This is a genomic window from Nocardiopsis sp. NPDC055551 (assembly GCF_053619415.1).
In genome coordinates this window covers 1-12,764 of the sequence record NZ_JBSHJJ010000009.1, presented here as the reverse complement: position 1 = coordinate 12,764, position 12,764 = coordinate 1, and the positions used below count along the sequence as shown (strand labels likewise).

The 12,764-nt window shown below is 71.2% G+C and carries 4 protein-coding genes; 1 reads left to right on the top strand and 3 read right to left on the bottom strand.

Translation table 11 applies throughout. The features are described from left to right. The first annotated feature begins 17 nt into the window (after positions 1–17). Positions 18–923 (top strand): helix-turn-helix domain-containing protein, encoded by a 906-nt coding sequence (locus ACWGSK_RS17010; RefSeq protein WP_358511726.1) that lies wholly within the window; start codon positions 18–20, stop codon positions 921–923. A gap of 94 nt (positions 924–1,017) precedes the next feature. Here the strand turns inward: ACWGSK_RS17010 and ACWGSK_RS17005 are convergent, their stop codons facing one another. The 3 genes from ACWGSK_RS17005 to ACWGSK_RS16995 form a co-directional block, all read right to left on the bottom strand. Then, positions 1,018–1,227, bottom strand: a complete 210-nt coding sequence (locus ACWGSK_RS17005; protein ID WP_358511723.1) for an MbtH family protein — start codon at positions 1,225–1,227, stop codon at positions 1,018–1,020. A 78-nt stretch (positions 1,228–1,305) separates the two neighbouring features. After that, the gene (locus tag ACWGSK_RS17000) at positions 1,306–9,174 is read right to left on the bottom strand and encodes an amino acid adenylation domain-containing protein (RefSeq protein WP_452456213.1); all 7,869 of its coding nucleotides are present in this window, start codon (positions 9,172–9,174) and stop codon (positions 1,306–1,308) included. Positions 9,175–9,228: 54 nt separating this feature from the next. Next, positions 9,229–12,764: amino acid adenylation domain-containing protein (locus tag ACWGSK_RS16995; RefSeq protein ID WP_452456212.1), on the bottom strand; the 3,536-nt coding region annotated here is incomplete at its 5' end.

Sequence of the window (12,764 nt, the reverse complement as noted above, 5' to 3'; positions counted from 1 at the left end):
ATGAAAGGTGTGACGGTATGTCGAGAATCCTGCTGGACGGACGCGGCACCGCCCGCGTCCGGGTCCGGGCCGAACTTCCAGTGTTGGCCGAGGCCGCCCAGGCCCTCGTGCCCCTCCTGGGGTCCACGCCTCCTCGGGGCGGGGCGGAGTGGGTGCGCCTGACCCGCTCCCACCTGGCCCACGCCCGCCTGACCCACGGTGCGTTGGCGGAGGCCCGCGCCCTGGTCGTGTCGGACCTGCCGAGCGCCACCGCGTGCGCCGAGACCTCCCCCACCGGTCTGCGACGGGTGCTGCGCACCCTGGAGACGGTGTCCGAAGCCGCGGTCGAGCCCTACCGGAGACAGATCGAGGCCCGAGGGCACCGGGCCGCCCGGCTCCTCGGCGACCGCATCGTCTCGCACGGCGTGGCCGTCGCGCTGGGTTCGCTGGGCTCCCGGTGCCGTTGGGAGGACGGCGGGCTGTTCGTGGACGACGGCATCGAACGCGAGTTCGTGGCGCGCGAGGACGGGCTCCTGCTGATGCCCTCGGTGTTCGTGGGTCCCGAACCGCGCGTGGCGCGATGGAGCGGTACCGAGGGTCCGCGCACCGTCGTCCTGTTTCCGGCACTCGGTCCGGGCGACTCCCTGGACTCGCTCCTGGAGCGGGGCCGCTCACGGGAGAGTCTGGAACGACTCATCGGGCGGACCCGGACCGCGGTCCTGGCCGCGTTGGTCGTGCCCGCCTCGACCGGTCGACTGGCCAAGGATCTGTACGTGTCGCCCACCTCCATCAGCGAGCACACGGCAGCGCTGCGTCGTGCCGGCCTGATCACGACCACCCGTGAGGGCAACCGTGCCCGTCACCTGGTCACCGCCTTCGGTCTGGCCCTACTGGAACACGCCGAGGCCCGGGAACGCTCCGTCGCGCTGGTGGAGTCGGCCTGAGTGGACGCCGACCCCGCCGGCGGTGAGGAACGGGGGTGACCGCCGATGCGGTCACCCCCGTTCGTGCGCGTTCCCGGCCCTCGGGCCGGCCGGATCAGCCCTCCAGGGCGGCCACGAGGCCGGCCGGGCGCATGTCGGTCCAGTTCTCCTCGACGTACTCCAGCGCGCTTGCTCGGGAGGTCGCCTCCAGGGCGATGTCCCATCCCTCGGGAATCTCCGCGAAGGAGGGCCACAGGGAGTGCTGGCCCTCGGCGTTGACCAGGACGAGGTACTGGGCGTCGTCGTTCTCGAACGGGTTGCTCATGGTGGGGTTCTTCCTCTCGTGGTGTTACCGGTCGTGGTGGTCGTGGTGTCCGCGTTCAACGCCGAAGGCGCGCGGTCCTCACTCGGTGCGGGTACGGGACGCCGCCGGTCGGGTGCGGCGCCGGGGCGCGGCCCGCAGTAGTTCGCCCAGGGCGTCGACGAACGCCTCCGCCAGGCGCTCGATGGTCGAACGCCGGTGTCGGTTGGTGGAGTAGGTCCAGGAGAACTCCATCCGATCCCCCGTGACCGCGCCGGTCACGTCGAGCAGGTTGGTGCGCTCCTCGTCCGGGGCGTGGTCGCACGCGGGCAGGGGCAGCGCGCGCCGGACCAGGCCCTCCTCCCCGGCGTCGCCGAACCGTCCCAGATAGTTGAAGGAGACGGGGACCTCGGGCTTCGAGCGCAAAGGCTCGGTCTCGGGCCCGTCGGCCAGGTGGCTCAGCGCGCCGAACCCGATACCGGCCGGGGCCGAGCGGTTGCCGCGTTTGACCGAGGCGACGGTCTCGGCCCAGCCTCCCTCCTCCGGGATGTCCAGCAGGGCGGGATGGATGGTGGTGAACCAGCCGACCGTTCGGGACAGGTCGACGTCCTCGAACAGGTCCTCGCGACCGTGCCCCTCCTTCTCGACGAGGATCCGGTGGGATCCGGTCCAGTCGGACAGGACCCGACCCAGCGCCGCCAACAGGACGTCGTCGATCCTGCTTCGGAAGGCACCGGGCCCCCAGGACAGGAGGGCCTCCGCGTCCTCTGGCGGAACGGCCACGGTGACCACGTCCTGGGAGGCCACGTCGTTGGCGCCCTCGGTGTGGTCCAGGGGCGGGTCCGGAACGTTCTCCACCATGTCCAGCCATGCGGGGAGATCGGCGTCGAACCCGCCCTCGCGCGTGTGGTCGGCCAACCGGCGCGCCCATTCGGGGAAGGTCGAGGTGCGCTCCCCCAGGTCCACCGGACGTGCCTTCGCCAGCTGGTCGTACGCGGTGGCCAGGTCCTCCAGGATCACCCGCCAGGAAACCCCGTCCACCACCAGGTGGTGCGCGGACAGCAGGATCCTGTGCCGGTCTCGCTCCCCGGTGTCCACGACCACGGCCTCGAACAGCGGACCTTCCGACATCCGGGAGGCGGGTCTCTCCCTCAGGGCCTCGGCGTGGACGGCCCGGTCGGTCTCCTCCTCGGTCATGGCCGAGGCGTCCAGGGCCCGCACCGCCAGGTCGTGGGCGTCCGCGTCCAGGTGCTGACGCCAGGCGCCGTCCACGCGCTCCGCCCGCAGGCGCAGCATGTCGTGTCGGGCCAGGACCCGCCTGGCCGCGTCGACCACCAGGGTGGTGTCGGTCCCCGGTGCCAGCTCGAAGTGCAAGGACATGTCGAAGTGCTCGGGGTGGCGGGGGTGGGTGTCCAGGAACCAGCGCTGGACGGGGGTCGGGGGCACCTCGCCGGTCAGCGGAGTGGTCTCGGCCCGACCTCGGGAGGGCTCCTTCGTCTGGCGCTCGTCGAGGGCCTCCCCCAGCGCGCCGAGGGTCTGGTGGAGGAAGACGTCCTTGGACGTGACCTCGCGTCCGGCCGCGCGCACCCGCGACACCATCTGGATGCTGAGGATGGAGTCACCGCCCAGTTCGAAGAAGTTGTCGTCGGCCCCCACCTTCTCCACTCCCAACAGGTCGCCCCAGACCTGGACCAGCAGCTCTTCGGTGGGGGTCCGGGGTGGCACGTAGCCGACCGTGACGAAGGCTCCGTCGTCCGGCTCCGGAAGCGCGTTCCGATCGGTCTTGCCGTTGGCGTTGAGCGGCAGGGCCTCCAGTACGACCACGGCGGTCGGGACCATGTAGTCGGGCAGGTGGCGGGCCGTCCCCTCCCGTACCTCGACGGCACCGATCGGCTCCGTTTCCGGGTCGGGCACGACGTAGGCGACCAGTCGCCGGAGACCGGGCCGGTCCTCACGTGCGACGACGGTCGCGGCCCGCACCCCTGGAAGGGCGGAGACCACGGACTCGACCTCGCCGAGTTCGATCCGAAACCCTCGGATCTTCACCTGGTCGTCGTTACGGCCCAGGAACTCCAACTCGTGGTCGGCGGTCCAGCGCACGATGTCGCCGGTCCGGTAGACACGACCCCCCGAACCGAAGGGGTCGGCGACGAACCGCTCGGCGGTGGCCCCCGGTGCCCCGTCGTATCCCGAGGCCAGGGAGTCACCCGACAGGTACAGCTCGCCGTACACCCCGGGCGGCACGGGACGCAGCCAGGGGTCCAGGACGCGGGCACGCGTTCCGGCGACCGGACGCCCGATGCGTGGGCGCTCACCCTCCCGCACGCGCCAGACGGTGCTGTTCACGGTGTTCTCGGTGGGGCCATAGAAGTTGTGGACCGCGCGCACCCCTGCCAAGGCCAGTCGCTCGTACAGCACGGTGTCCAAGGCCTCGGCGCCCACGCTCAGAACGCTCATGGGGTGACGTCCCCCGTCCAGGAGGCCGACGGCGACCAGCTGGTTCAGGTAGGAAGGGGTGGTGTCGAGGTAGTCCACACCGTGCCGGTCCAGGTAGGCGCACAGGGCCTCGGCGTCGACCCGCGTCTCCTCGTCCACGACGTGCAGGTGGTGTCCGTCGAGCAGCCAGACGAAGGGGTCCCATGAGGCATCGAACGTCCAGGCCGCCAGGTGGGCCGCGGTGAGGGTGCCACTGGTGGTGTCGCCGGTGTCCAGGACGGCGGTCCGGTAGGCGTGGACGGCGGCGAGCACGTTGGCGTGGCTCACGACCACACCCTTGGGTGTACCGGTGGAGCCGGACGTGTACATCACGTACGCGGGATGGGATCCGTGCAGGGCACGGACCCGATGGTCGTCGGTGAAGGGCACGGGGTGGTCGCCCCGGGGCAGGTCGTCGGTGACCAGGAGCGGCACCGCGCCGTCCACCAGGGCGCGCGCCTCCTCCTCGGCCCCGCGGGCCGTGAGCGCGTACACCACGCCGGCTCCGGAGACGACGGAGCGCGCCCGCGTGGCCGGGGCCTTGGGGTCCACCGGAACGTAGGCCGCACCCGCACGGAGTACGGCGAAGAGGACGGCCACGGCCTCGGCGGTACGGGGCAGCAACGTGGCGACCCTGTCGCCGGGGCCGATGCCCAGCCCGGCCAGATGGTGGGCCAGGACGTCGACGCGTTCGTCGAGTTCATGGAAGGTGAGGGTGGTGGACCCCGCGGTGAGGGCCGCCGCCTCGGGCCGCCTGCGCGCGAGACGGGTCAGGGCGTCGAGGGCGTGGGAGTCCCCGGCCTGTTCCACCCGTTCCGGGGAGGAGGCGTCACATCCGACGGAGAGCAGATCCGCCCGTTCCCCGGGCGGCAACATGCCCACCTCGCGCAGCGGGGCCCCTGGCGCCCGGGCGATCCCGTCCAACAGGACGCACAGGTGGGTGGCGATCCGTTCCATGGTGGCCGGGTCGAACAGGTCGGTGTCGTACTCGATCGAGCCGAGCAGACGGCCCTCGGACTCATGGAAGTCCACGCTGAGGTCGAACAGGGAGTGCTGTCGGCGCAGCGGGTGATCGGTCGCCTCCAAGTCACCGATGTTCCACTCCTGGGCGGGGGCGTTCTGGAGCGCCACGACCGCCTGGACCAGAGTGGGCCGGGAAGGGTCGCGCTCGGGCTCCACGGCGTCCACGACGGCGTCGAAGGGGACTCCGCCGTGCTCGAACGCGGTGAGCAGGGTCTCGCGCACGTCGGCCAGCAACTCGGATCCGGTCAGTGACTCGTCCACCCGGGTGCGCAGCGCGATCGTGTTCACGAAGAACCCGACCACGTCCTCCAGTTCGGTGTGCTCTCGGCCGGAGACGACCGTGCCGACGGTGACGTCCCCCTGACCGGTGTAGCGGGACAGCAGGACCTGAACGGCCCCGGACAGCACCATGAACAAGGTCAGGCCGCCGGTCACCTCCAGCTCACGAACCGCCGCGAGCGTGCCCGGATCCACCTCGAACCGGTGAGTCGCTCCATGGCCACGGCGGACGAGGGGGCGGGGGTGGTCCGTGGGCAGGTCCAGGGGCTCCACATCGGCCAGCGTGGTGCGCCAGTACTCAAGTTCGGCCCCGAACGCCTCGGACTCCATGTGGGCGTCCTGCCAGGCTGCGAAGTCCGCGTACTGGAGGCGGGCGTTCGGGAGTTCGGCGCGTACGGCCAGGTCGGCCGGGTCCACCAGGGTGGCGTCGAAGGCACCGCCGGGGTCGTCGACCCCGGCGGCGCGGGATTCCCGGACCGCCGCGTCGTAGAGGGCGCCGAGTTCCTTGGTGAGGACGGACAGCGACCAGGCGTCCACGACGATGTGGTGGACACCCAGGGCCAGCACGTGGTCCTCGGGTCCGAGGGTGATCAGCGACCAGCGCAGCAGCGGGCCCCTGGCGAGGTCGAACGGTCGTTGGACGAACTCCTCCAGGAAGGGGTCCAGCGAGCTCTGTCCGTCTCGTGCGGTGAGGTCGACCGTGGTCAGGTCCACTCGTGCGGAACCGGGGTCGTCGGCCGGGTGGACCACCTGGACGGGACGACCGTCGTGCTCCTCGAAGGTCGTGCGCAGGGACTCGTGCCGGTGGACGAGGGTGGCCAGGGCCGCCGCGAGTGCCCGGTCGTCCAGGGAACCGCGCAACCGTAGCGCGAACCCCGAGTTGTACTCGGAGCCACCCGGCTCGTAACGGTCCAGGAACCACAGTCGGCGTTGGGCCGCCGACAACGGCAGCGCGGCGTCCCGGGCGACCGGGACCAACGCGGGCGTGTCCTCCGCACCCCCGGCCGCCAGCATCGGGGCGAGTTCGGCGATGGTCGGGTGCTCGAAGACGGCTCGAACCGGCAGACGGGTGCCGAAGGCGTCGGCCGCGCGGGCGACCATGCGTACGGCGGTGACCGAGTCACCGCCGACCCGGAAGAAACCGTCGTGAACGCCCACCCGCTCCAGGCCGAGCAGATCGGTCCATAGGTCGGCCAGACGACGCTCGGCCTCCGTGGTGGGCTCGGTGTGGGCGGTGAGGTCCTGCGCGGCCCAGTCCACGGCGGGGAGTGCCCGACGATCGATCTTGCCGTTGGGGGTCAAAGGCACGCGCTCCAGCACGACGATGGCGGCGGGCACCATGTGAGCGGGCAGCGCCTCGGCGGCCAGAGCGGACAGATCGGCGGGCGCGGGGTCCGTGCCGTCCTCGGGGACGACGTAGGCGACGAGCCGGGTGCCCGTGCTCCCGCCGGTGGCGACCACGACCGCCTGTCCGACCCCCGTCAGCGCGGTCAAGGACGCCTCGACCTCGGCCGGCTCGACGCGGTGTCCGCGTACCTTGACCTGGTCGTCCACCCGTCCCAGGAACTCCAGGGAACCGTCGTGGCGACGACGGACCAGGTCGCCCGAACGGTACATGCGAGCGCCCGAAGGCCCGGAGGGATCGGCCACGAAGCGGGTGGCGGTCAGGCCGGGCCTGTTCAGGTAGCCGTGCGCGAGACCGTCGCCACCGATGTACAGCTCCCCCGGGACGCCCTCGCGCACCGGACGCAGCCAACGGTCGAGGATCTGGACACGGGTGCCGGCCACGGGTTCCCCGAGGGGCAGGGGACCGGTTCCGGACAGCGGCGTGCTCATGGTGGTGCAGACGGTGGATTCGGTGGGTCCGTAGGCGTTGTACATCCGGCGCCCGCGAGAGAAGGGCGCGACCAGCTCCGGCGGGCACGCCTCACCGGCGACGAGCAGGTGCTCGACCGGGCCGAGGTCCTCGGGGGACAGCGCGGGCAGCAGGGCCGGAGGCAGGGTGACGTGCGTGATGCCGTGGGTCCGCAATGCTTCGGGCAGACCCTCACCGAGCAGCCGTTCACGGGGCAGCAGCACGGAGACGGCGCCGTTGAGCAGGGCCACCAGGAGTTCGGCGACGGCGGCGTCGAAGCTCGGCGAGGCGAACTGCAGCATCCGGTCACCCGAGGTCACGTCCATGCGCTCGCCCTGGGTGGCGACCAGTGCCGCGATGCCCCGGTGCGGAACGAGGACCCCCTTGGGCCGGCCGGTGGATCCGGAGGTGTAGATGAGGTAGGCGGGGTCCTCGACGCCGAGGTCCTCACGCAGTGGTTCGCCCGCCCAAGTCGGCGAGGGACGCAGGACACGGACACCGTCCGGGAGACGTTCGGCGAACCCAGGGGTGGTCAGCACGGCGGCGGGGCGCGCGTCCTCGATCATGTGGGCCAGGCGCGCCGGTGGATAGTCCGGATCGAGCGGCATGTGGACCGCACCCGCGTAGACGACGGCGAGCAGCAGGAGGGCGTGGTCGGTGCCACGTTCGAGGCAGACCCCGACCCGATCACCGCGCCGCACGCCCTCGGAACGCAGGTACCCGGCGATCCGGGCGGCGCGATCGTCCAGTTCGGCGAAGGTCCAGGCGTTCCCGGCCCCTGTCACCGCGAGGGCGTCGGGCTGCAGCGCCACCCGTTCGGCCATGAGTTCGACGATCGTGCGCGGCCGGGGCCCCACCGGACCGGAGCACGCTCCGGGTCCGTCCAGGTCCACTGCTCGCAGGGGGCGATCGTCCTCGGCGTCCTCCAGGATCCGGACGAGGTCGCCCACGAAACGGGCCACCGACTCGGCGTCGAGGATGTCGGTGTTGAACTCGGCCGATCCCGCGAGCGCGTCCTTCTCGGCCCGGAACTCCAAGGTGAGGTCGAATACGGCGTGTTCTCGACGGACGGGGAAGGGCCGAACGTCCAGGGAGCCCAGTGACGCCGCGCCCCCACCGTCCGCGTTCTGGAACACGACGGCGGCCTGCACCAGCGGAGGCACGGAGGGATCACGGTCGTCGAGCACGGTGTCGACGACCGCTTCGAAGGGGACCTCGGCGTGGTCGAAGTCGGCCAGGACTCCGTCACGCGTGCGGAGCAGGTTCTCACCGAACGAGACCTCCTCGTCCACTCGTCCGCGCAGGGCGAGGGTGTTGACGAAGAACCCGTTGAGACCGTGCAGGCGACTGTTCTCCCGACCCGCGGTGACGGTGCCCAGGACGACGTCGTCCTCACCGGTCCAGCGCGCCATGGCCACCCGCGCGGCGGTGGTCAGCACCATGTAGAGGTTGGTGTTGTGGTCGCGTGCGACGCGTTCCAGGAGGTGGAGCGTCTCGGCGGGCAGCCGGAAGCGGTGACTGTCGCCGCGCATGCCGCGTACCGGGGGCCGGGGGCGGTCCAGGGGCACTCTGAGGGGTTCGACTCCGGCCAGACGGTCGCGCCAGTGGCCCAGCGAGGCCTCGTAGCGTTCGCCGCTGAGACGGTCGCGCTGCCAGGCGGCGTAGTCCACGTACTGGAACGGGAGCGGATCCAGTGTCGCCGCCGATTCGGCCGCTCCCCTCCCGGGCGAGCGCAGGGCCTCGGTGTAGAGACGGTCGAGCTCTCCTTGGAGGACACCGAGGGACCAACCGTCGGTGACGATGTGGTGGAGGACGACGAGTAGGACGTGCCGTGTGTCGTGGACGCGGAACAGGTGAGCGCGGATCAGTGGCCCCCGTTCCAGGTCGAAGGGCTCCGCGTAGTGGAGGGCGATGAGTTCGGCCGCCTCCTCCTCTCCCCCCGATGCGTCGGCCACGTGCAGGGGGAGTTCGGAGGGCTCTCCCACGATCTGACGACCCTCGCCGTCGATCTCCTGGAAGGTGGTGCGCAGTGACTCGTGCCGGTGACGCAGGGCGGTCAGGGAACGTTCCAACGCGGGAACGTCCAGCGGGCCGTCAAGGTCCAGGGCGAACCCCGAGTTGTAGTCGACCCGACCGGGTTCGATGCGGTCCAGGATCCACAGCCGCTGTTGGGCGAAGGAAAGGGGGGCCGGCACGGACCGGTCCACCGTCGGGAAGTCCCCGGTCCGTTTCCTACGCTCGCGAAGGCGGCGCAGCATCTCCTCGCGAAGGGGATCCTGGTTCGGTCCCCGGCCGGCGGTGTCGCCGGGGCGCTGTCCCCGGTCGTTGGCGTGGTTCATCGTGTGGTCCTCGAAGATCCGTGGAGCTGGTGGCTTTCGGTGGTGCCCACAGGGTCAGTCGACCATCTGGCTCATGAGAAGGTCCTCGACGGCCTGGGCGTAGCTCTGGAGGGTGGGGTGGTCGAACAGGGTTCTCGTGGGGACCTGGACGTCGAGCATGTCCCCGAGTTCACCGACGACCTGGATGCTGCGCACCGAGTCACCGCCGATGTCGAAGAAGTCGTCCTCGCGTCCGACCCGATCGAGTTTGAGGGCGTTGGCCCAGACCTCGGCGACGATCTCTTCCGTGAGGGTCATCGGAGGGGTGAAGCGCGCTTCGGAGGGTTCGGTGTGTTCGGGAGCGGGCAGGGCTCGGCGGTCCACCTTGCCGTTGGTGTTGAGCGGCAGTTCGGACAGGACGGTGAGGACGGAGGGGACCGAGTAGGCCGGTAGGGCGTGGCGGAGCGCTTCGGTCACCACCTCCGTGTCCAACCGTCCGGGACCGGTCTCGGTCAGGTACCCGACCAGGACCTTGGCCCCGGACGGTGCGGTGACCACGGAGGCCACCGCCTGTGCCACGCCCGGCACTCGGGTCAGGGCGTTCTCGACCTCGCCGAGCTCGATGCGAAAACCACGCAGCTTGATCTGACCGTCGGCGCGCCCCACGAACTCGATCTGTCCCCCGGTGGTCCAACGCACCAGGTCACCGGTGCGGTAGAGGCGACCGCCCGAACCGAAGGGGTCGGCGACGAAGCGTTCGGAGGTCAGTCCGGGACGTCCGTCATAGCCGCGTGCCACGCCCTCTCCCGCGATGTACAGCTCACCGACCGCACCGACCGGAACCGGACGCAGGGCGGTGTCCAGGACGTGGGTCCGGGTGCCGTCCATCGGACGGCCGATCGGGCAGTGCCCGGAACCCGCCCACTCGGCGCCGATCGGCACGCAGGTGGCGAACGTGGTGGTCTCGGTGGGGCCGTACACGTGGACGACCTCGGTTTCCGGGCAGACTTCCAGGACCCTGGAGAAGGAGGCGGGATCGGCCTTCTCGCCCCCGGTCCACACCTGACGCAGCCCCGCGAAGCACCCGGGATCCTGCCGGGCGAAGAGGTTGAACAGGGCCGTGGTGAGGAACACCGACCGGACCCCGTGGTCGGCGCGGGCCGCGCGGACCGCCTCGGCGGTGACCCCGCCCTCGGGCGCGACGACGACGGTGCCCCCGTGCAGCAACGGCACCCAGACCTCGTAGGTGGCGGCGTCGAAGGCGTGCGGCGAGTGGAAGAGCACCCGTTCGTGCGCGCCGGGCCATCTACTGTCCGCCGCCAGGGCCACGATGTTGCGGTGGTCCACGACCACGCCCTTGGGCACCCCGGTGGAGCCGGAGGTGAACATGACGTAGGCGGACGAGCGGGAGACCGGCCGCACGGGGACGGCCCGCGCTCCCCGCCCCGCGGGGGCGGTGGGCGACCCGGGCACCGACGGCGGAACGGTCACGGCGGCGAAACCATCGGGACCGTAGCGGTGGACGGTGACGTCGACGATCCCGGTGTAGAGGTCGAGCATCCCGGGATCGACCAGGGCCGCGCGCACCCCGCTGTCGGCGGCGAGCTCGACCACCCGAGCGGCGGGGACCGTGTCGTGCAGGGGCACGTAGGCGGCGCCCGCCTTGAGCACGGCCAGCATGGCGACGACGACCCTCGGGCTCCGGGGCAACGACAGGAACACCCGGGACTCGTGGGTGACACCGTGCGCGCGGAGGTGGTCCGCCAGGTGTTCGGCCTCGGCGTCCAGTTCGGCGTAGGTCCACTCCCGGCCCTCACCCACCACGGCGATGGCGTCCGGGTGGCGGTGCGCTCCCTCCTCGAACAGGTCCACCACCGTACGGTCGTCCGGTTCCGGGACGGCGCCGTCGGTGAAGGAGGCCGTGTCGGAGGCGTCGGCGCCCGCCAGCGCGGCCAGCGGCCGCTCCGGGTCCTGAACGAGCGAGGTGAGGATGCGCTCCAGGTCGGTGAGCAGGCGTTCGACCGTGTCCGGGTCGAAGTGCTCGGGCTCGTAGCCGATGAGGAGCCGGATCCGCTCGGTACCGTACGCGCTCAGGGCGAGCGGGTAGTTGGTGGCCTCGTTGGCGGTGACGTCGACGATCTCCAGGCCGTGTTCGGCGGCCGAGTCCTGGTCCACCGGGTAGTTCTCGAACACCACCAGGCTGTCGAAGAGCGGGGTGTCACCCGCAAGGGCGGCCTCCGCCTGGATGCGCGACAGCGACAGGTGGTCGTGCAGACGGGCGTCCGCCTGCACGCTCTGGAGTGCCCGCAGCCAGGTGAGGACCGTGGCGGCGGGATTCACCCGGATCCGGACCGGCAGGGTGTTGATGAAGATGCCCACCGCCGACTCGACGTCGGGCAGGTCGGCGGGCCGGCCGGAGGTGGTCGCGCCGAACACCACGTCCTCCTCACCCGAGTGCGCCGAAAGAAGCAGCGCCCAGGCCGCCTGGACCAGCGCGTTCACCGTCAGGCCGTGCTCACGCGCGAAGGCGTGGACGGCCCCGGAACGCTCCGCCGGGAGGTGGGTCTCGATCCGCACTCGGGAGCGGGCGGTGCGCACGTTCTGGGGCGCCCGGTCGTAGGGCAGGGGTGTGGGGGCCTCCAGCCCGGCCAGTACCCCACGCCAGTACTCCAACCCCTCCTGCTCGTCACGCCCGGCGATCCACTCCAGATGGTCACGGAAGGGCGGACGGGACGGGAGCGACCGACCACGATAGGCGGCGAACACGTCGGCCAACACCAGCGGCAGACTCCAACCGTCCAAAAGCAGGTGGTGGAAGGTCCACACCAACACCACACGGGTGTCACTCACCCTGGCCAGGGCCACCCTCGTCAACGGCGAGGTCGCCGGGTCCAACCCGCGCTCCTCGTCCGCACGCAGGAACTCGGCCCGGGCCCGATCCCGGCCCTCCTCGTCCAGACCACGCCAGTCCAACACCGTCACCGGTAGCGCTGCGGAGTAGCGGACCAACTGGACCGGGTTCGGCAGCCCTTCCCAGGCCGCGTGGGTACGCAGTACGGGGGTGGCGTCCACGACCTTCTGCCAGGCGCGGCCAAGGCGTTCGGGGTCGTCCACGCCCTCGACCTCCACGATGACCTGTTCGAGGTAGGAGGAACCCTCCCCCATCAGGCTGTGGAAGAGCATGCCCTGCTGCATCGGGGTCAGCGGGTACACGTCCTCGACCTCACGGCCGTCGCCCACCAGACGATCCACCGCGGCCTGATCCAGTTCGGCGAGCGGGAAGTCCGAAGGACTCGCCCCGCCCACGCCCTCACTCAGGCAGAACCGCACCAGATCCGTCAGAGTGTCCACCAGGTCCGAGGCCAGTGACCGGACGGTGGCCTCGTGGTGGAGGCGGTGGGAGTAGGCCAGGTCCAGGACCAGCCGTTCGTCCACCACACGGCCGACCACGTCCAGCAGATGCGGGCGCCGCTCCTCGGGGAGGTCGCCGCCGCCCAGGGTGAGGGCGGTGTGGAAACCGGTGGCGGTGTCGAAGCGGCCCAGATAGTTGAAGCTCACCTCCGGCTCCGACACCCCGGCCAGAACCTCACGCTGAGCGGGCGAGCCCAGAT